21 protein-coding genes are annotated in these 20,025 nt (G+C 48.8%); 20 read left to right on the top strand and 1 reads right to left on the bottom strand.

Annotated features, from left to right (window positions below):
• Positions 1–42 precede the first annotated feature (42 nt).
• The 11 genes from ACX4JR_RS12505 to holA all read left to right on the top strand — a co-directional run bounded on the left by ACX4JR_RS12505 (position 43) and on the right by holA (position 8,892).
• Entirely contained in the window at positions 43–1,206 is a 1,164-nt protein-coding gene (locus ACX4JR_RS12505; protein WP_476058369.1) for an iron-containing alcohol dehydrogenase, read from the top strand.
• Between the two features lie 275 nt (positions 1,207–1,481).
• On the top strand, positions 1,482–3,209 hold the full coding sequence (locus ACX4JR_RS12500) for an aldehyde ferredoxin oxidoreductase family protein (RefSeq protein ID WP_476058368.1): 1,728 nt from the start codon (positions 1,482–1,484) through the stop codon (positions 3,207–3,209).
• A gap of 57 nt (positions 3,210–3,266) precedes the next feature.
• On the top strand, positions 3,267–3,524 hold the full coding sequence (locus tag ACX4JR_RS12495; protein ID WP_476058367.1) for a MoaD/ThiS family protein: 258 nt from the start codon (positions 3,267–3,269) through the stop codon (positions 3,522–3,524).
• 27 nt (positions 3,525–3,551) lie between these two features.
• The gene (locus ACX4JR_RS12490) at positions 3,552–3,944 is read left to right on the top strand and encodes a winged helix-turn-helix domain-containing protein (protein WP_476058366.1); all 393 of its coding nucleotides are present in this window, start codon (positions 3,552–3,554) and stop codon (positions 3,942–3,944) included.
• A gap of 65 nt (positions 3,945–4,009) precedes the next feature.
• Complete coding sequence (gene moaA, locus ACX4JR_RS12485; protein ID WP_476058365.1) at positions 4,010–4,990, top strand: GTP 3',8-cyclase MoaA; 981 nt, start codon at positions 4,010–4,012, stop codon at positions 4,988–4,990.
• Positions 4,991–5,024: 34 nt separating this feature from the next.
• Positions 5,025–5,525 (top strand): cyclic pyranopterin monophosphate synthase MoaC, encoded by a 501-nt coding sequence (gene moaC / locus ACX4JR_RS12480; protein WP_476060555.1) that lies wholly within the window; start codon positions 5,025–5,027, stop codon positions 5,523–5,525.
• Positions 5,516–5,950, top strand: a complete 435-nt coding sequence (locus tag ACX4JR_RS12475; protein ID WP_476058364.1) for an MOSC domain-containing protein — start codon at positions 5,516–5,518, stop codon at positions 5,948–5,950. Before moaC ends, ACX4JR_RS12475 begins: the two co-directional genes overlap by 10 nt.
• A gap of 1 nt (position 5,951) precedes the next feature.
• Positions 5,952–6,452, top strand: a complete 501-nt coding sequence (gene mobB / locus ACX4JR_RS12470) for a molybdopterin-guanine dinucleotide biosynthesis protein B (protein WP_476058363.1) — start codon at positions 5,952–5,954, stop codon at positions 6,450–6,452.
• Between the two features lie 59 nt (positions 6,453–6,511).
• A complete protein-coding gene (locus ACX4JR_RS12465; protein ID WP_476058362.1) occupies positions 6,512–7,273 on the top strand; it encodes a HesA/MoeB/ThiF family protein in 762 nt (253 codons plus the stop codon).
• Between the two features lie 272 nt (positions 7,274–7,545).
• Complete coding sequence (locus ACX4JR_RS12460) at positions 7,546–7,845, top strand: MTH1187 family thiamine-binding protein (RefSeq protein ID WP_476058361.1); 300 nt, start codon at positions 7,546–7,548, stop codon at positions 7,843–7,845.
• Positions 7,846–7,866: 21 nt separating this feature from the next.
• Positions 7,867–8,892 carry a DNA polymerase III subunit delta gene (holA, locus tag ACX4JR_RS12455; protein ID WP_476058360.1) on the top strand — a complete coding sequence of 342 codons (1,026 nt, stop codon included), beginning with the start codon at positions 7,867–7,869 and terminating at the stop codon, positions 8,890–8,892.
• 29 nt (positions 8,893–8,921) lie between these two features.
• Here the strand turns inward: holA and rpsT are convergent, their stop codons facing one another.
• Positions 8,922–9,188 carry a 30S ribosomal protein S20 gene (gene rpsT, locus ACX4JR_RS12450; RefSeq protein ID WP_476058359.1) on the bottom strand — a complete coding sequence of 89 codons (267 nt, stop codon included), beginning with the start codon at positions 9,186–9,188 and terminating at the stop codon, positions 8,922–8,924.
• Positions 9,189–9,314: 126 nt separating this feature from the next.
• On the opposite strand from rpsT, the gene ACX4JR_RS12445 reads away from it, so the two are divergent.
• The 9 genes from ACX4JR_RS12445 (at position 9,315) to dnaK (ending at position 19,938) form a co-directional block, all read left to right on the top strand.
• Entirely contained in the window at positions 9,315–9,656 is a 342-nt protein-coding gene (locus ACX4JR_RS12445; protein ID WP_476058358.1) for a phage holin family protein, read from the top strand.
• Between the two features lie 358 nt (positions 9,657–10,014).
• The gene (gene spoIIP, locus ACX4JR_RS12440; RefSeq protein ID WP_476058357.1) at positions 10,015–10,833 is read left to right on the top strand and encodes a stage II sporulation protein P; all 819 of its coding nucleotides are present in this window, start codon (positions 10,015–10,017) and stop codon (positions 10,831–10,833) included.
• A 43-nt stretch (positions 10,834–10,876) separates the two neighbouring features.
• Positions 10,877–11,194, top strand: coding sequence for a hypothetical protein (locus tag ACX4JR_RS12435; protein ID WP_476058356.1), 318 nt, complete (start codon positions 10,877–10,879; stop codon positions 11,192–11,194).
• 137 nt (positions 11,195–11,331) lie between these two features.
• Positions 11,332–13,140 (top strand): translation elongation factor 4, encoded by a 1,809-nt coding sequence (gene lepA, locus ACX4JR_RS12430; RefSeq protein ID WP_476058355.1) that lies wholly within the window; start codon positions 11,332–11,334, stop codon positions 13,138–13,140.
• Positions 13,141–13,254: 114 nt separating this feature from the next.
• On the top strand, positions 13,255–14,391 hold the full coding sequence (gene hemW / locus ACX4JR_RS12425) for a radical SAM family heme chaperone HemW (protein ID WP_476058354.1): 1,137 nt from the start codon (positions 13,255–13,257) through the stop codon (positions 14,389–14,391).
• Positions 14,392–14,681: 290 nt separating this feature from the next.
• Entirely contained in the window at positions 14,682–15,731 is a 1,050-nt protein-coding gene (hrcA, locus tag ACX4JR_RS12420; RefSeq protein ID WP_476058353.1) for a heat-inducible transcriptional repressor HrcA, read from the top strand.
• Positions 15,732–15,744: 13 nt separating this feature from the next.
• The gene (locus tag ACX4JR_RS12415; RefSeq protein ID WP_476058352.1) at positions 15,745–17,325 is read left to right on the top strand and encodes a TCP-1/cpn60 chaperonin family protein; all 1,581 of its coding nucleotides are present in this window, start codon (positions 15,745–15,747) and stop codon (positions 17,323–17,325) included.
• A gap of 31 nt (positions 17,326–17,356) precedes the next feature.
• Positions 17,357–18,079, top strand: coding sequence for a nucleotide exchange factor GrpE (gene grpE, locus ACX4JR_RS12410; protein ID WP_476058351.1), 723 nt, complete (start codon positions 17,357–17,359; stop codon positions 18,077–18,079).
• Between the two features lie 26 nt (positions 18,080–18,105).
• Positions 18,106–19,938 carry a molecular chaperone DnaK gene (gene dnaK, locus ACX4JR_RS12405; RefSeq protein ID WP_476058350.1) on the top strand — a complete coding sequence of 611 codons (1,833 nt, stop codon included), beginning with the start codon at positions 18,106–18,108 and terminating at the stop codon, positions 19,936–19,938.
• Positions 19,939–20,025 lie beyond the last annotated feature (87 nt).

The raw sequence follows: 20,025 nt of genomic DNA, 5'->3' as shown, positions 1-20,025 counted from the left end.
ACAGCCTTACAAAAAATTATAACATTAAGGAGGTTATAATTAATGGCGGTACGTGAGCAGGTTTATGGTTATTATATCCCTACGGTTAACCTCATGGGAATAGAAGCAGCTAACGAGATTGGCAACCAGGTAAAGGTTCTCGGCGGCAGCAGGATTTTACTGGTAACGGATGCCTTTTTAGCTGAAAGCGGTATGGCGGACGACATTAAGGCAAAGGTAGAAGCAGTGGGAGCCAAGGTTATAGTTTATGCCGGTGCGGAGCCTAATCCCACTGACAAGAACGTTCACGACGGCTTGAAGGTTTTCCAGGAAAATGAATGTGACATGATAATTTCCCTGGGTGGCGGTAGTTCTCACGATTGCGCCAAGGGTATTGGAATCGTGGCCACTAACGGGGGAAACATCCGGGATTATGAGGGAATCGATAAATCCACCAAGCCCATGCCTCCTTTTATAGCAGTTAATACCACTGCAGGAACGGCTAGTGAAATGACCCGATTCTGTATTATCACCGACACCGACCGCAAAGTTAAGATGGCCATAGTTGACTGGAGAGTAACTCCTAACGTGGCAATCAATGACCCCCTTTTAATGGTGGGTATGCCCCCGGCATTAACGGCCGCAACGGGCATGGATGCTCTTACCCATGCCATAGAAGCATACGTTTCCACCGCTTCAACTCCGGTAACCGATTCCGCCGCCATCATGGCCATTAAGCTTATCTCTCAAAATCTGCGTAATGCAGTGGCCAACGGCCAGAATATCGAGGCCCGGGATAAGATGGCTTATGCTGAATTCCTGGCCGGTATGGCCTTCAATAACGCCAGCCTGGGTTATGTACATGCCATGGCCCACCAGCTGGGCGGGTTTTATAACCTTCCTCACGGGGTTTGCAACGCCATATTGCTTCCCCATGTGTCCAGATTCAATATTATCGCCTGTCCCGAGCGCTTTGCCGATATAGCGAGGTTCATGGGTGAAAATACCGAAGGGCTCAGCGTCCGGGCTGCTGCTGATGTGGCGATAGAAGCCATTAAGCAGCTTTCCGCGGACGTGGGTATTCCCACTGGACTAAGGGAATTGGGAGTCAAAGAAGAAGACATCGAAGTAATGGCGGAAAATGCTATGAAAGATGCCTGTAGTCTTACGAATCCGCGGGCGGCTACCCTTGAGGATGTCAAGGAGATTTACCGCCAGGCCTTATAAGTATCTTTGGGTTCATGTATGCGGGGAGAGGGGGGTCTCTCTCCCCATTTCTGTTAGGCTTACCCGATAAAGGCCTGTCCTGCAATAGAACAGTTGCCTCGTTTCGGAACACTGGCGATGTGTCAATGCAGTACATAACGGGTTCATTATTCCCTTCAAGTATTGGTATAAATTTTGCACTTCAAAATAAAAGGAAAAATGAAATTTTTATAGTAATTTAATACAGTAAGGGGGACATTGGATACTTGTAAGGTAATTTAAGGAGGGTTAGGATAATGTCAAAAATTTTGCGGGTCAACATGACAACTCAGGAAGTAAAATTTGAAGAAGTACCGGAGAAATATACTGCCTTGGGTGGCCGGGCTTTAACCTCCCAGATTGTGGCCGATGAAGTACCCCCCACCTGTGAGCCGCTGGGAGAGCTAAACAAACTGGTTATTGCCCCGGGGCTTTTGTCCGGGACCAACGCGCCTTCTTCCGGACGCCTTTCCGTGGGCGGCAAGAGCCCGCTGACCGGCGGTATCAAAGAAGCTAATGCCGGCGGCATTACGTCACAAAAGCTGGCCAGCCTCGGCATCAAGGCCATTATAATTGAGGGTAAGCCCAGGGAAAAGAAAACTTTTATGCTGAAAGTTTTCAAGGAAGGGGCGGAATTAACCTCTGCTGACGACCTCGCCGGTAAGGGAACCTATGAAGTAACTAAAATCTGCCGCGAGCGTTACGGTGAGAAAGTGGCGGTTGTTACTATCGGCCCTGCCGGTGAAATGTTGATGCCTGCCGCCGGTGTAACAAATAACGATAGTGAAGGAAACAGCAGCCGTTATGCCGGCAGGGGCGGGCTTGGCGCTGTAATGGGGTCCAAGGGACTTAAAGCCATTGTGGTTGACTGTGATAAAACCTTTGATGCTCCCGTCAAGGATCCCGAAGCCTTCAAGGCTGCAGCAAAGAAATTTTCCAAAATCCTGTTGGATCACCCGGTATGTGGACAAGGACTCCCGTCCTATGGAACTAATGTACTAATGAATATCATTAATGAAGCAGGTGCATTACCTACCCGTAACTTCAGTATAGGCCGGTTTGACAAGGCCAGTGAGGTAAGCGGTGAAAAGCTGGCTGAAGTTGCTAACCAGCGTGGCGGGAAGGCAACCCACGCCTGCCACCCCGGCTGCGTAATGCGCTGCTCCAACGTTTATCCCATGCCGGACGGCAAGGTGTGTGCCCCCATTGAGTACGAAACTGCCTGGGCTTTCGGGCCCAACCTGGAAATCGGCGACCTGGATGTTATTGCCAAGTTGAACTACATCTGCAACGATGTGGGCCTGGATACCATTGAGACAGGTTGTACCCTGGGTGTATTAATGGAAGCCGGAGTAATTCCCTTCGGTGACGCTGAGGCCGCCATCAAGGCCCTGGAAGAAGTGGAAAAGGGAACTCCCCTGGGCCGGATTATCGGCAGCGGTGCCGCCAATGCCGGTAAAGTGTTTGGTGTAACCCGGGTGCCTGCCGTTAAGGGCCAAGGTATTCCCGCCTACGACCCGCGGGCCTGCAAAGGTAATGGCGTTACCTACGCTACCACTCCCATGGGCGCTGACCATACGGCCGGGTATGCCGTAACGGCCAACATTTTGAAGGTTGGCGGTTATGTAAACCCGCTGGGAACTGAAGGCCAGGTGGAGCTTTCCCGTAACTTGCAGGTGGCTACGGCGGCTATTGACAGTACCGGTCTGTGCCTGTTTGTAGCTTTCGCGGTTCTGGATAATCCCGAGGGACTGCCCACCATAGTGGATATGATTAACGCCCAGTACGGCACCCAGTTAACCGTTGACGATGTAACGGCACTGGGACAGCAGGTGCTCAAGGTGGAGCGGGAGTTTAACAAAAAAGCGGGCTTTACCAAGGCTGATGACCGTTTACCAGAGTTCTTCTCCACTGAAGAGCTTGAGCCCCATGATACTAAGTTTGACGTTAAAGATGAGGAACTGGACCAAGTATTTAATTTCTAATAATTAAGTGGTTGCATGCTGCGGGTTTCCGCAGCGTGCAACCGTTTTTTAAAAAGTATGTGCGGGGTGGACGTTGTGCGGGTTGAAGTACGGGTTTTCAGTGGATTGGAAAAATTCCTGGAGCAAAAGCGGTTTGGCGAACCCTTTTTCGTAGATATTGAAGAAGGTGCAAATTTAAGAAAGCTTCTGGCTAAACTGGGGATTCCCGAGGAACATGTATTTACTGTTTTAGTTAACGGCCAGCACCGGGATTTGGAATATACCCTTCAAGAAGGCGACCGCGTATCCATGTTTCCTCCGGTGGGAGGCGGTTAATATCCAGGGAGCATCGGAGGTGAAAAGTTGCAGCGCGCTCTTTCAGCCGCGGCAGATGATGGTACAGGTATATTTAAGGATGTAAAGGCCGGTTTCAAAATATGGCTGGAAAAGAGTGGTATAACTTTTGGTGACGGGCTGTTTGAACTATTGTGCCTTATCGCCAAATATGGTTCCATAGCCCGGGCTGCTTACTCCATGAACATGTCTTATCGCGCGGCGTGGGGAAAGATCAGGTCTTTTGAAAAACAATGGGGAGTATCTTTGGTTGTAAGCCGCGCGGGTGGGGAAAGCGGAGGGGGAACTGTTTTGACTCCCGAGGCAGTAAGACTGGTGGAGTGTTACCGGTGTTTCCGTGATGACATCCAATCAGCCGTGAAAAAGTCATTTAAAAAATGTTTTTCGGGATTAATTTTTTGACATTCGTTATGCATGGAAAAGCATAAAGGTTGTGGCCCGGCCAATTTAAAGAAGGTGAAATAAATATGCAGGATGCATTTAAACGGGACATTAATTACCTTAGAATATCCGTAACGGACCGTTGTAATTTACGCTGTGTTTACTGTATGCCCCCGGAGGGGGTCAAGCATGTACCCCACCAGGAAATTTTAACTATAGAAGAAATTGAAACCCTGGTTAAGGCAGCAGCAGGTATCGGGATTCGAAAAATACGGCTTACGGGCGGCGAACCGCTGGTTCGCAAAGGGTTGACCAAGCTGGTCAAGTCCATAGCCGCCATTGATAATATAGATGACATTGCCCTCACCACCAATGGCATATTATTGGAACAGATGGGGAAGGAATTAAAGGATGCGGGGCTGAAAAGAGTGAATATAAGCCTGGATACCCTGAATCCAAGGCGTTACAGGGAAATTACCAGGCTTGGAAGGTTGGAGGATGTTAAAAGGGGTATTGATGTCGCCTTAAGGCTTGGTCTGCACCCGGTAAAGATAAATACCGTGGTTGTCAGGGGATTCAACGACGATGAAGTATTGGACCTGGCCAAACTGGCCCTGGACTACCCGCTGCATATTCGTTTTATTGAGCTAATGCCCATTGGACAGTCGGATCCCTGGGCCAGGGAGCGCTTTGTCAGTGCGGGTGAAATCGGTGCCCGTATTGAGGCCGGCCTGGGAAAACTTCAGGCAGTCAATAAACCAGCCGGCGCCGGCCCGGCCCGGTACTACCGATTTCCTGGTGCTCCCGGTACCGTGGGATTTATAACCGCCATAAGCGACCATTTTTGTGCCACTTGCAACCGCTTGCGGCTTACGGCTACCGGAAGGCTTCGCCCGTGCTTGTACAGTGAGAGGGAAATAGATATAAAGGGGCCCTTAAGAGGTGGTGCCTCCTTACTGGAACTCAGCAGGCTTTTTGTCCAGGCGGTCAAGAAAAAGCCGGATAGACATAATATGGCCGGTGGATGGAAAGATAAAATGAAATTAATGTCGCAAATCGGAGGCTGATAACTTGAGCGGCAGCAGTAAAATGAGCGGCGGAATGCCAGGTTTTCCTCAGTTGAGTCATTTTGACGACCGGGGAAGGGCGCGGATGATTGACATTAGTGCCAAGGGAGAAACCTTAAGGGAAGCCGTGGCAAGGGGAGAAGTGCTGATGAAGCCGGAAACCCTGGAGTTGATTAAGAAAGGTCAAATGGAGAAAGGTGACGTCTTAAATGTGGCCAGGATTGCCGGTATAATGGCGGCAAAGGAGACGGGACACCTCATTCCCATGACCCACCCCATTGTTTTAACGGGGGTTAATATCGACTTTAAGTTTCGGGAACCTGATGCCGTTGAAATAGAGAGCCGGGTGCGCACAACCGGCAAGACCGGGGTGGAAATGGAGGCATTGACGGCAGTTTCCGTGACTGCCCTTACCATATATGACATGTGCAAGTCGGTGGATAAAGGTATGGTAATTAATAACATTCGCCTGGTTCGAAAAACGGGCGGAAAAAGCGGGGAGTATCGCAGGGAGGGTGAGGAGCCTTGGGAATAATTAAAGCGGTATGCATCAGCCCCAAAAAGGGAATGCGTAAAAAAAATGTGGGGTCGGGCGTTCTTGTTCCCGGCTGGGGACTGGAAGGTGACGCCCATGCAGGAAACTGGCACCGCCAGGTGAGCCTTCTGGCCATGGAAAGTATTCAAAAAATGATTGAAAAGGGACTGGATGTGGGCCCCGGCGACTTTGCCGAAAATATAACCACGGAGGGCATTGACCTGCTTTCCCTGCCTGTTGGCACAAAGTTAAAGTTGGGTTCCCGGTGCTTGGGTGAAGTTACACAAATCGGCAAGGAATGCCATGAGCGGTGTGCCATTTACAAGCAGGCCGGGGATTGTGTAATGCCCAGGGAAGGTATATTTATAAAGGTACTTAAAGGCGGCCCAATAAAGGTGGGCGATGAAATTCAGGTGGTGGAATAGGTTGCAGACTCCAAATATCCCGCCAGTGGTCTCCATTGTGGGGTGGTCAAATTCCGGTAAAACAACTTTTTTGGAACAGCTGGTGCGGGAACTTAAACGCAGGGGTTACCGGGTGGGCACTGTAAAACATCACCATGGAGATATTAACTTGGACCGGCCGGGCAAGGATACTTGGAGACATGCCCGGGCCGGTGCAGATGCTGTGGCCCTGGCCGGGACCTCGGGGTTTGTTTTGTTCAAAAAATGGGAATGCAGCGAGGGATTGGATGAAATTGCTCGCCTTATGCTGGAAATGGACATAATTATCACAGAAGGATTTAAGTCGGAAAACAAGCCCAAAGTCGAGGTGCGCCGCCGGGAAATTAGCCGGGAGCCCGCAGCTCCCAGGGAGGAACTGATAGCTCTGGTGGGCGAAGCAGGGGCGGGAGAAGGGGTACCCTGCTTTAATTCCGGAGATTTCAGCGGGGTGGCCGACCTGCTGGAAAAATTATTTCTAAAGTAAACTGTTAACGGCGGTGGGCTCTAAAAACCCACCGCTCTACATAACAGGAGGTTATTTACTTGTTAAACGAAAAACAGTTGAAACGTTATAGCAGAAATATCCTGCTAAAAGGGGTTGGAATCGAGGGACAGCAAAAATTGTTGAATTCCAGGGTGCTGGTGGTAGGTGCCGGCGGGCTGGGCTCTCCCATTACCTATTACCTTGCTGCCGCCGGGGTGGGGACCCTGGGGCTGGTTGATTTCGATACTGTGGAATATTCTAACCTGCAGCGCCAAGTTCTTCACACCACCAGTGACCTGGGAAGGCCGAAAGTTATTTCGGCCAAAGAAAAACTCAGTGTCCTTAATCCCGATGTAAAGATAATAACCTACCAGGAAAAGTTTAATGAAAATAATTACCTGGATATAGTTAAAGAATACCAGGCCGTGGTGGACGGCACCGATAACTTTTCTGTCCGCTTTCTTATTAACGAGGCGTGCGTGCGCTGTGGGATTCCCTATATGTATGGAGGGGTGCTGGGCTTTGTGGGACAGGCCATGACCATTATACCCGGATCATCTCCGTGCCTGCGCTGCGTATTCCCCGAAGAGCCGGGCAGTGATGCCCCAACCACTGCGGAGGAAGGGGTCCTGGGAGCAGTGCCGGGGGTGATAGGTTCCATACTGGCCACCGAAGTCGTTAAATACCTGCTGGGGCTGGGGGAATTGTTAACCGGTAGAATTTTAACCTATGATGGTCTTGCCATGCAGTTTTACAGTGTGAACGTGCAAAGGAATTCCGAATGTATCACTTGTAGAAAGAAAAATGCTAACCCTGCCTAAAGATTTTTGCAAAAAAGTTATCCTGTTCTACCCCTTGCCCTTCTTTACATTACCCAACTTCAAAGCCTTGACCGCAGTATGGGGTGGTTTTTCATAAAATGGCACGTTTGAAAGGGTAGGGGTGGATTTACCGCAGGTGCTTTGAGGTGCTGAGATAGAGTTTAGTATTGGGGCAGGTTTTTCAGAAACCTGCCCTTTAATTTTGCCCTTTGCAAAGTTGGCACCGGGAGAAAAAAAGTGATACACTATAAAAACAAAGGAGGGCGAAAACCGTGGCAGTGATTGAAGTAAGTATAGTACCCATAGGGACTTCTTCACCGGGCCTCAGTAATTATGTGGCCGGGTGCCTCAAGGTGCTGGAAGAGGAAAAGGATGTCAAATACCAGCTTACACCCATGGGCACCATTTTGGAAGGGAACCTGGACCGTTTGCTTCAGGTGGTGAGGCGAATGCACGAGCAGCCCTTTAGTGAGGGAATCGGCAGGGTGCTGACCACCATCCGGATTGACGACCGCCGGGACAAGGAAATTTCCATGGACTCAAAGGTTTCATCGGTAAAGGAAAAACTTTAATGTTCACGGAGAGGGTAAATTTTGAAATATTATCTGCAGCTTTTGGATAACCTTAAAAAAGGAAAAATTGCTCCTGTAAACCTTTTTTTCGGGCCTGAATCATATTTGCGCGAGCAGGCGATATACCAATATAAAAAAACGTTGATAGCACCGGAAGCGGCTGAATTTAATTTTGACCTGCTGGACGGGCTGGAAGTGTCCGAGGAAGATGTTGTGGCTGCGGCTTCCGCCCCGCCCGTCATGGGAGAAAAGCGCCTAGTGGTGGTCAAGCGGGCCCGTTTTTTTAAACCTTCCCCAGGGGGCGGTGAAAAATTCACCCCAAAAGGCTCGCCCTTGATTATTTATTTTTCTTCCCCCCTTAATACCACCTGTCTTATTTTTGAAACCGGAGAGCCCGTAGACCGCCGGAGAAAGATTTTCAAGGAATTAGTCCGAAGCGGAGAGGCGATAGAATTTTCGCTGCTTAAAAATACGGACCTGGCCAAGTGGATAAACCAGCTGGCCGGGCGAAAGGGGAAAAAGATTTCCCGGCAAGGTGTGGAGTTATTGCTTAATCGCTGCGGGCGAAAGATGCATGATATTTATAATGAAATGAATAAATTAATTGATTATACTGGTTCCCGCCAGTTAATCGGAGAGGAAGATGTTCGCTTTGTGGTGGCCGACAGGGGAGAGGAAAATATATTTGCGGTGGTGGATGCCCTGGGGAATCAGAAGTATACCGATGCTTTGGAAGGGATCCGTTATCTCTTACTGCGCAAGGAGTCTCCCCAAGCCATCCTTGGTATGCTGGCCCGTCAGGTACGCCTGATAATTCAGGCAAGAGAATTGTCCGAAGCCGGGTATTCCGGTGCGGAGATAAGTAAACGAATGGGTGTACCGGCTTTTGTTTGTAAAAAGGCCCTTGCCCAAAGTAAAAATTTTCAACAGGGAGAATTAATAGGACTGCTCAGGGGAATGTTACAGGTTGACGAACAGGTTAAAACGGGCAAGCAGGATTTCTATTCTGCAATTGAAATACTCCTAATGGACTTTTGTACTAAATAGTAAAACCACCCTCCAAGGGTGGCTCTTTATTAACCGGCGAGTTCTTTAAGTTTCTTTGCCAGGCGAGATTTTTTGCGGGCTGCATTATTTTTGTGCAAAACGCCTTTGGTAACTGCCTTGTCGATAACCGCCTGCGCCCGTTTAAATTTTTCCAGGGCCAGTTCTTTATCATTGGACTCGAGAGCTTCTTTAAAACGGCGAATAGCTGTTTTTACCATGGATTTAATTCTCCTGTTTCGCGCAGTACGCCTTGCGGTAACACGGACTCGTTTTGCAGCGGACCTGGTATTGGGCATAACAAATCACCTCCTCAACAGGGTGCATTTTACCATGCACTGAAAAAAAAAGCAAGAGCCGTCGGTATATCGGCGGTTTTTTTGGTTTATTCTAAAAATACATTATCAAGGGAGGGGGTGAATTTTTTGCTACACTGGGTTGGAGTGGCCGTAAGGTTCGTTGTTTCCGCACTTGTATTGATGCTGGTAAGTTGGCTTGCTCCCGGATTTGTGGTTCGAGGAGGTTTTGTGGGCGCACTGATTGCAGCTGTGGTTATTGCCGTTATAGGTTACCTTGCCGAAACCCTGTTGGGCGACAAAATATCGCCCCAGGGCAGGGGACTGGTGGGTTTCATTACCGGTGCCGTGGTAATATATCTTGCTCAATTTGTTATCCCTTCGCTGCTCAGTGTCAGCCTTGTAGGAGCGCTTATCTCCGCCTTTGTAATTGGCGTAATAGATGCAATAGTACCTACAGTTGTACGGTGATCTGAAGCCCTGCCTCGAGGTAGGGCTTATTATTTTTCATAATTGGAGCTAAGGGGGCATAGGATGTACAAACCAGTTTGCTGGGGGAGAGACTATGTATCCTGCTCCGTATTATTACCGAAGGCGCTTTTCGAGGCGCGGTGCCGGCCGAAAACAGGGCTTGGTCTTTTTTTTGCTCGTATTTTTCCTCTTTGTGGGCGGATATCATCTAATAAGATTTGTAAATGTTGGCGTTACTGCCCAGAAATTATCCCATTACATTTTGGGTGATAAAGGCCAATATGCCTTAAACTTAATGTGTTCCACAGTGCCTCTTTTAAATCACTCTCAAGCGGCTGGTAGCTATTCATCAATGCCATTGACTAACCTGTTAGTGCATAAATTTTTTGCTACTTTAGGATTGGACAGGCCGAACCCGCTGGCATTGTTAGAAAAGGAATTACCCGCCCTGGCGATAAAAGAAACCACTGCCGCCGTTCCGGCTATAAAGAAGAGGGTTCTGCCACCCCCGTCCGCCCCTGGGCGGCAGGAGGCAAAAGAGCCGAAGTTATCGAAAGACTGCCTGGTGGCCATATATAATACCCATACCGGTGAAACCTATGCCCTTACTGACGGCGTAGAGCGGCTGCAGGGAAAAAGGGGTGGGGTTGTGCAGGCCGCCGCTGCCCTGGAAGAAGTGCTGGAAAAAAAATTCGGTGTTCGGGTGGCGCGTTCCGATGCCATCCACGATGATGTTTACAGCTATTCCTATGCAAAATCCAAAGAAACCTTGAAACGGTTACTGGATGAAAATCCTAATATTATAGCGGTATTTGATATTCACCGGGATGCAGGAAAGCCCCGGAAGGAGAGTATTGTTGATATCAACGGTGAAATTGTTGCCCCTGTGTTAATAATTGTAGGCTCAGATGCCAGGGCCCCTTTCCCTGGCTGGCGCAAAAATTACGAATTTGCCAAAAAGCTGACAGCGGAAATAGATAAAAAATATCCGGGATTGTGTCTGGGGGTCAGGGTAAAGGACGGTAGGTATAACCAATTTTTACATCCCCGGGCCCTTTTACTGGAAATAGGAAGTGTTAGTAATTCCACCGGGGAAGCCGTACGCTCGGCTCAATTGCTGGGAGAAGTCCTGGGGCCAATGGTACTGGAGCTCTGGGGAGAAGAGCAGAAGGAATAAAAATTGGGATTTATAGGAATGCTGGAGGGTGGAGGGATGGAAAATGCCTGCCACAAAAGCAGCCGTAATAATTAGCCTGGGCCTTTTTCTCGGCATGTTGAATTACGGCCTGCAAACAACATTAATTAATTATAATCGCCTGGTGGACCCGGAAGAGCCCCTGAAAATAATTACCGTGGATGAACAAGGCGATAAACTGAGTTTCATGGGTGAAAATTTTTCGTTAACCCGGCTTGAAATTGATACACTTAGAAAAGAACTGAGCGGCCTTAAGCGAATTGATTTAAAAGAAATTGCCGGTGATGTTTACCGTCGGTTAATTGAAGATTATCACCGGTACATAAGCAATGACGATCCTTGACGGGCAATAACGGCAGCGGTAACAGGTATACCTTCCCGGTGGGGAAGGCTTTTCTTTGCCAAATTTTAATGTTCTTCTCATGTTCAATGTACGGGTGTTATAATATTATGAGTTGACTCCAAACAGGGGGTGACACAATGGAAAGACGGCAAGAGCGGATACGTAATTTTTGTATCATTGCCCATATAGACCACGGTAAATCAACCCTGGCAGACAGGCTTTTGGAATATACGGGGGCGCTGACGGAAAGGGAGATGTCGGACCAGGTACTGGACCAGATGGACCTGGAGCGCGAGCGGGGGATTACCATAAAAATGCAGGCGGTTCGCCTGAACTACCGGGCAAAGGACGGGCGGGACTATGTTTTGAATCTTATCGACACCCCCGGACACGTGGACTTCACCTACGAGGTATCCCGCAGCCTTGCCGCCTGTGAAGGGGCCCTGTTGGTGGTTGATGCGGCCCAGGGTATTGAGGCTCAGACCCTGGCCAATGTATACATGGCCCTGGACCATGACCTGGAGATTATTCCGGTAATTAATAAAATAGATCTTCCTGCTGCCGAGCCGGAAAGGGTAAAGAGAGAAATAGAGGATGTAATTGGACTTGACTGTTCCGACGCCGTTTTGGCTTCCGCTAAAACGGGTGTAGGTGTAGAAGAAATATTGGAACAAATTGTTAAGAAGATCCCACCGCCTTCCGGAGATGACACTGCTCCCCTAAGGGCATTGATTTTCGATTCCCATTATGACAGTTACAAGGGTGTTATTGCCTACGTGCGGGTGGTAGAGGGAACGCTGAAAAACGGTATGAAAATAAAAATGATGCAGACGGGCAAGGAGTTTGAGGTTAATGAAGTGGGAGTCTTTTTGCCCGAGGCCAAACCTGCCGATGAGTTGTATGCCGGGGAAGTGGGTTATGTGGCGGCAAGTATGAAGAATGTTAAGGATACCCGGGTGGGTGATACCATTACCGATGCTAAGAGGCCCGCTTCCGAGCCCCTACCCGGCTATCGCAGGGCTACGCCGATGGTTTATTGTGGATTGTATCCCGTGGATACCGTAGATTATGAAGATTTGCGGGATGCCCTGGACCGGTTACAGTTGAACGATGCATCCTTGATATATGAGCCGGAGACTTCCGAGGCCCTGGGATTCGGGTTCAGGTGCGGTTTTTTGGGATTACTGCACATGGAAATTATACAGGAGCGCCTGGAGAGGGAATACGGCTTAAATTTAATTACCACCGCTCCCAGTGTTGTTTATAAAGTGCATACTACAGGCGGTGAAGTTTTGTATATTGAAAACCCCACTCACCTGCCGCCGCCAAATAAAATTGAAAGGCTGGAGGAACCCTTTGTACGAGCAACCATAATGGTACCCAATGATTTTGTGGGCCCGGTTATGGAACTTTGCCAGGACCGCCGGGGGACTTTTAAAAATATGGAATATCTCGGGGTTAACCGGGTTGTGTTGACTTATGAACTTCCCTTGAGTGAAATCATTTACGACTTTTTCGACCAGCTTAAATCCCGTACCCGGGGGTATGCTTCTCTGGATTACGAGATGGCCGGTTACCGGGAATCAAAGCTTGTCAAATTGGACGTGCTTGTCAATGGTGAGCCCATGGACGCTCTGTCCTGTATAGTACACAGGGATAAGGCTTACCAGCGGGGCAGGGCTCTTGTATCAAAGCTGCGGGAGTTGATTCCCAGGCACCTGTTCGATATTCCCATACAGGCTGCCATTGGCAATAAAGTAATTGCCAGGGAAACAGTAAAAGCTCGCCGTAAGGACGTGCTGGCCAAATGTTACGGCGGAGACGTAACCCGCAAGCGCAAGTTGCTGGAAAAGCAAAAGGAAGGCAAGAAGCGCCTGAAACAGGTGGGTAACGTGGAAATTCCCCAGGAAGCCTTTATGGCCGTATTAAGTATAGATGAGGAGTGATGTAAAACAACTGTTGCTTTAACGCAATAGTTGTTTTTATTTAGGTTGTTAAGTAGGGTGCTTTAAAAAATATTGAAAGTGTGGATAAAATAAGTAGAAAAAAGAGGGAGAAGCTTGCTGACCGGGCTATATATTCACGTGCCTTTTTGCTTAAAAAAATGTAAATATTGTGATTTTATTTCCTATCCTTACCGGTATGAGGATGTATCAGCATACCTGGAAGGGCTTATACGGGAGATGGAAATCAGAGCTTCCTCGCCGCCGGTACGGGGTCGTAAGATAAATACCGTTTATATCGGCGGTGGAACCCCCACCTGTTTGCCTGCCGCCTACCTGGAAAAAATCGTGCAGAGCTGCTTTAAGTATTTCAACACGGAAGACGGGGCGGAAATAACCGTGGAGGCAAATCCGGGCACTGTAAATGATTATTTGTTAAGCTGCCTTATCAATTTAGGGGTAAACAGGTTGAGCCTGGGGGTCCAGTCCTGCCGGGAAGATGAACTTTTATTACTGGGCAGGATACATTCCTTCCGGCAGGCGGAAGAGTCTTTTTTGCTGGCCCGGGAAGCGGGATTCAAGAATATTGGTGTAGACCTTATTTTCGGTATCCCGGGACAGTCTACGGAAAACTGGCTGATGTGCCTGGAATCAATTCTTTCCCTGGAGCCGGAACATATTTCCGCTTACGGCCTGCAAATAGAGCAAGGTACACCGCTGTATAGGGATGTTAGGCGGGGGGAGATAAAGCTTTGCGGTGAAGAGGAAGAGCTGGAAATGTTTGAGCAGGCCACAAGGGTCCTCACCGGGCATGGCTTTGAGCATTATGAAATCTCCAATTATGCCCTGCCGGGCAAAAGGTGCCGGCATAATCTTATTTACTGGCATAACCAGGAATACCTGGGCCTGGGCCCGGCGGCCCATTCTTACCTGGAGGGATTCCGTTATGCCAATGAAAAGGAATTGGATGCCTATTTGAAGGCCCTTAACAGGGGAGATTTGCCCGTCGCCCTCAAGGAAGAGATTGACCGGGAAACGGAGATGGCGGAAACGGTATTCCTGGGGCTGCGCTTGATAGAGGGGCTGGATTTGGACCGTTTTTACAGGCGTTTTGGCTGCTCTTTGCAGGATATTTATTCCGAACAATTGAGCCGGTTAATTGAATACGGGCTGATAGAAATAAAGGAAAATCACTTGAGGTTGACCCGCCGGGGACTGCCCGTGGCCAACCAAGTTTTCATGGAATTTTTGTAAAAAACTCATTGGAAACCGATGTGAGGGACTGCAATTAGCATAAGAAATAGCGGAGCATCATGTGCAATATGTAGAAGCGCTTGGGCCGGTCCGAAGCGAGACGTAGTCCCGTCGACGCGAAGCACCTGAGCGAAGCGGGGAACACCGACCCTTTACATCCTAAAATTGTACAGGCACCGTCTTATTTTCCGGGGTCGTTATTGCTTGACAAAAGCCGGTTACGGTGCTATGTTTTATTTAAGTGTTTAGCACTCAAGCAATGGGAGTGCTAACAAGGAGGTGCTTGCGGGGTGAAGCTGAGCAGTCGAAAGCAGCAAGTATTGATGGCGATCATCCAGGATTACATTTCGACTGCAGAGCCGGTTGGTTCCAGAACCATTGCCCGTAAATATAAATTGGGAGTAAGCCCCGCTACTATAAGAAACGAAATGGCCGACTTGGAAGAAATGGGTCTAATAGAGCAGCCCCATACTTCTGCAGGGCGCATTCCTTCGGATTTAGGTTACCGGTATTACGTGGATAATTTGATGCAGCGGGAAGGACTTACCAAGGAAGAAGAAGACCTTATTAAAAAGGGTTATGAAACTAAAGTTAAAGATATTGGAGAGGTTATTCAACGTACGGGGGATATGCTGTCTCAACTTACAAACTATGCTGCCGTGGTAATGACTTCACAAAGGGGTAAGGTTTCCTTTAAACACATTCAGCTGGTACAAATGAATGAAGGCCAGGCCATGATAATTGTAATTACAGAAGCCGGGACAGTTCATCACCGTATTATCGAAATTCCGGAAAGTATTACTTCCGCGGACCTTGAGACCATTTCCTCTGTACTTAACCGCAAGTTGCAGGGACGTACCATGGAAGCCATCAGGCTTACATTAATTAAAGAAATCTATTTTGAATTAGCCAAGCAAAAACAAATTTTAAGTAAGGCCATGGAATCAATCAGGGAAGGCCTGATAATGGAAGCTGAGGATAAAATTTACCTGGGCGGGGTATTTAATATTCTTAACCAGCCGGAATTTCACAACGTGGAGAAGGTCAAAACTTTATTGAGCCTTCTGGAACAGGAGTCCCTGTTAGCCAGCCTGATGTCCGATGTAATGGAAGATTCAAAGGGAGTTTTGGTGCGTATTGGTGGCGAGATGAGCAACGAATACATGCGCGAATGCAGCATGGTTATGGGAACATATCATTTTGGCGGCCAGCCGATAGGATCGATAGGGGTACTTGGGCCGACGCGGATGGATTATGCCAGGGTAGTTGCAGTAGTGGAATACATGACAAAGAATTTATCCCTGGTAATGGACCGGTTGTTCAAGGGGCGCGGCAGGTGAGGAGGATTAAAGCTTGAGCCTTAAACAGCAGGCCAACAAAGGATCGGAAGTTGACGAACGGCTGGCTGCGTTAATTACCAACAGTAATGCCGTTCGGGCCATAGTTTCATCGGTGGAAGGTACACTGGGGCCGAAGGGCCTGGATACAATGCTGGTTGATAAATTCGGGGATGTGGTGATAACCAACGATGGTGTTACCATCCTCACTTTAATGGAGGCAAATCATCCTGCTGCCCGCATGCTGATCAACGTGGCCCGGGCCCAGCAAGATGAAATCGGGGACGGTACCACCACGGCCACCGTCATGGCCGGAACCATGGTGTCCATGGGAGTTGATCAGGTGGCCAGGGGGGTGCCCGTTGCCCGGGTAATAGAGGGCCTGAGGTTTGGAATAAAGCACGGGTTGGAGTTAATGCAGGCTAGAGTGCGTCCTGTAAGTGGTACCGGTGATCCTGTTTTGTGGCAAGTAGCCCTGGTTGCCGGGAGAGAGCACCATGACATTGCGGATCTGGTGGTGGAAGCGGCACATCTTATCGGAAGAAAAGAGATCGTTGATCCGGATTTTAAATTTTCTGACACCGTAGTGGCCGAGGAGGGTACGGATAATCAGGTATTCCTGGGTGTAATTATTAATAAAGAGCCGATGAACCGCCAGATGCCCGCTGAACTGGAGAATGCCGCCGTACTGGTCATTGATGATGCCCTGGAGCCGGAAGAAATAGAAACTGAAGCCCTTTCTACGGAGGCAGGTTTTAACCGTTACCTGGAATTGCAAGAACAATTTAAAAAAAATGTAGAAAAGATTGTTTCTGCCGGGGCAAATGTGGTACTGGTTGATCGCGGTGTGCATGATGCAGCAGAAGAAATCCTTACCGATGCCGGTATAATGGTTGTGCAGCGCGTTTCCAACAAGGAGCTGCAACGGGTGGCCGAACATACGGGTGCCCGGATTATAAAACGTACAGCCCTTAAAAGGGATATTGGCCAGATAAAGGGCTTTTTAGGCCGGGCAGAAAAGGTCTGCCATAATAAAAAGCTGGAGCAGGTTTGGGTAACCGGCGGGCAGGGTAAGCCCATGGCCACCGTACTGGTAGGCGCTGCCACCTCAGAGGTGGTGGGGGAAAGGGAGCGCATTGCCAGGGATGCTGCCTCTGCCGTTCAGGCCGCCCTGCGCGGAGGGGTTGTTCCCGGGGGCGGTGCGCTGGAACTGGCGGTGGCAAGGGAAATAGAACGGAAGAAAGCAGGCATCAGGGGAATGACAGTATACGGGGTAGACTGTGTAATAGAGGCCCTCAAGCGGCCTATGTCCCAGATTGTGGCCAATGCCGGCTTTAACCCGCTGGAGAAAATAAGGGACGCAATGGCCGCCCAGGAGGATTCGGGCTTGGATTCCCTGGGTATTGATTGTGATGACGGAAAAGTAGTGGATATGTATCAGTTGGGTGTTGTCGACCCGGCACTGGTTAAGATATATGCCTTGAAAGCAGCGGGAGAAATAGCCGAAGCTATTTTGCGTATTGATACGATAATTAAGAAAAAAGAGGAAAAGGAGAATTCCGGGGTTGAAATGGATAGAGTTATTCCCAAGGGCTGAGAGGTAGATCCTTTTAGAGAGGTGAATTCAGATGAGCGACAGAAATAACGGAAAGTTGGAAGAGCAAGAAGTTAACCCGGAAGAAATAAGTACAGCCAGTCATGATAATAAAGATGATGCGCAAAAGGTTCAGACCTGTGATAACACGGTTGAGAGCGCGGAAGAACAAAAAGGTGATACAGCTGATGAGGGTAATACCGGGGAAGGTGAGCCCCGGTGCGATTCTACGGAAGTTGAGCCGGAAGAGATCGGTAATACCGAGGAGCAGCAGCAAACAGGTGCAATAGATGAATTGAACAAATTAAAGGAGGAACTGACCCGGGAAAAGGCCAGGGCTGATGAATATTTTAACCGCTTGCTCAGGGTGCAGGCAGATTTTGATAACTATCGCAAAAGAACCCAGAAGGAAAAGGCAGAGTTTTGGAAATATGCTTCGGAGCCCCTGGTATCGGCACTTTTGCCGGTGCTTGATAATTTCCAGCGGGCTCTGGAAACTCCTCCGGGAGATGTTGATAAGCTTTTAGAGGGAGTTAAAATGATATACCGCCAGTTAAAGGAGATCCTGGAGAATGAAGGTCTTAAGGCCATCTCCGCTAAAGGTGAGGAATTTGATCCTACACTGCACGAAGCTGTAATGCAAGAAAAAACTGACCAGTACCCCGACAATACAGTTATGGAAGAGTTGCGCACGGGGTACTTTTATAAAGATAAGCTAATCAGACCGGCCATGGTAAAAGTGGCTCGTTCTTCGTAGATATGTTTAATAAGGAGGTAGTAGTAATGGGGAAAGTAATAGGTATTGACCTTGGAACCACCAATTCATGCATGGCAGTTATGGAAGGCGGCGAGCCGGTAGTAATTCCCAACGCCGAAGGGGGACGTACCACCCCTTCCGTTGTTGGTTTTTCCAAAACAGGTGAACGCCTGGTAGGTCAAGTGGCCAAGCGCCAGGCCATAAGTAATCCAGAAAGAACTATTCAATCCATAAAGCGGCATATGGGCACTAAGCATAAAGAGGTTATTGACGGCAAGGAATATACACCGGAAGAAATTTCTGCCATGATTTTACAAAAGTTAAAGGCCGATGCCGAGGCATACCTGGGTGAAAAAATTACCCAGGCAGTGATAACGGTGCCGGCTTACTTTACGGATTCCCAGCGCCAGGCCACCAAGGACGCCGGAAAAATTGCCGGGTTAGAAGTGCTGAGGATAATCAACGAACCTACCGCGGCGGCCCTGGCTTACGGTCTTGATAAGGAAGAGGACCAGACCATATTGGTATTTGACTTGGGCGGAGGTACATTTGACGTATCCATCCTGGAGTTGGGGGACAGCGTATTCGAGGTCAAGGCTACCAGTGGTAATAACCGCCTGGGTGGAGATGACTTTGATAGGCGGATTATGGATTACTTGATAGATGAGTTTAAGAAAGAAACGGGCATAGATCTGAGTAAAGACCGCATGGCTCTGCAAAGGATAAAAGAGGCGGCGGAAAAGGCCAAGGTGGAGTTGAGTACCGTAACCACTACCAATATTAACTTGCCTTTTATTGCTGCAGATGCCGATGGCCCCAAGCACCTGGATATGAATCTTACCAGGGCCAAATTTGAGGAATTGACCGCAGACCTGGTGGAAAAAACCATGGGACCTACCAGGCAGGCCATGCAGGACGCCGGGCTGGAGCCCAAGGATATAGATAAAATTTTACTGGTTGGCGGTTCCACCCGGATACCGGCCGTACAGGAAGCAATAAGAAGATTTTTCGGCAAAGAACCCCATAAGGGTATCAACCCGGACGAGTGTGTGGCCATTGGCGCGGCCATTCAAGCCGGGGTGCTTGCTGGTGAGGTAAAAGATGTGCTGCTCCTGGACGTCACACCTTTGTCCCTGGGTATAGAAACGCTGGGCGGAGTATTTACCAAGCTTATCGAGCGTAATACCACCATTCCCACCTCCAAGAGCCAGATTTTCTCCACCGCCGCCGACGGTCAAACTACCGTGGAGATACACGTATTGCAGGGCGAGCGTCCCATGGCCAGGGATAACAAGACCCTTGGCAGGTTCCAGCTGACGGGTATTCCGCCTGCACCCCGGGGGGTTCCTCAAATTGAAGTTACTTTTGACATTGATGCCAACGGTATAGTGCATGTCTCGGCCAGGGATAAGGGTACCGGTAAGGAGCAAAGTATTACCATTACAGGGAGCTCCAATCTTAGTGAAGAGGAAATTGAGCGTATGGTTAAAGAGGCCGAAAAGTATGCGGAAGAAGACAAAAAGCGCAAAGAGTTGGCCGAAATTAAAAATCAGGCCGACAGCATGATTTACCAGGCTGAAAAAACCATTAAGGATAATAAGGATAAATTAGACCCGGCCCTGGTTGAAAAAGTTGAAAAGGCCAAGGAAGAATTGCGAGAGGCCCTCAAAGGAGACAATAAGGAAAATATCAAGGCGAAGCTGGAAAATTTGACCCAGCCTCTTTATGAATTAACTTCCTCAATATACCAGCAGCAGGCACAGCAGGGTCAGGCAGGAACACAGGGAGATAAAAAGGAGGAAAACGTTGTGGATGCGGAATACGAAGTAAAGGATGACGGAGAGAACAAGGATAAGTAACAGGATTTTAAATTCTAACGTAGAATGGTAATATACGGCGGCCATGATTGGAAAAAATTGCTTTATAAATAGAAGCAGAGTATGTAG

This window comes from Desulfofundulus sp. JL263-se (genome assembly GCF_056316025.1).
Note: the sequence above shows the minus strand (reverse complement) of the source record. Positions and strands in the feature narration are given on the sequence as shown.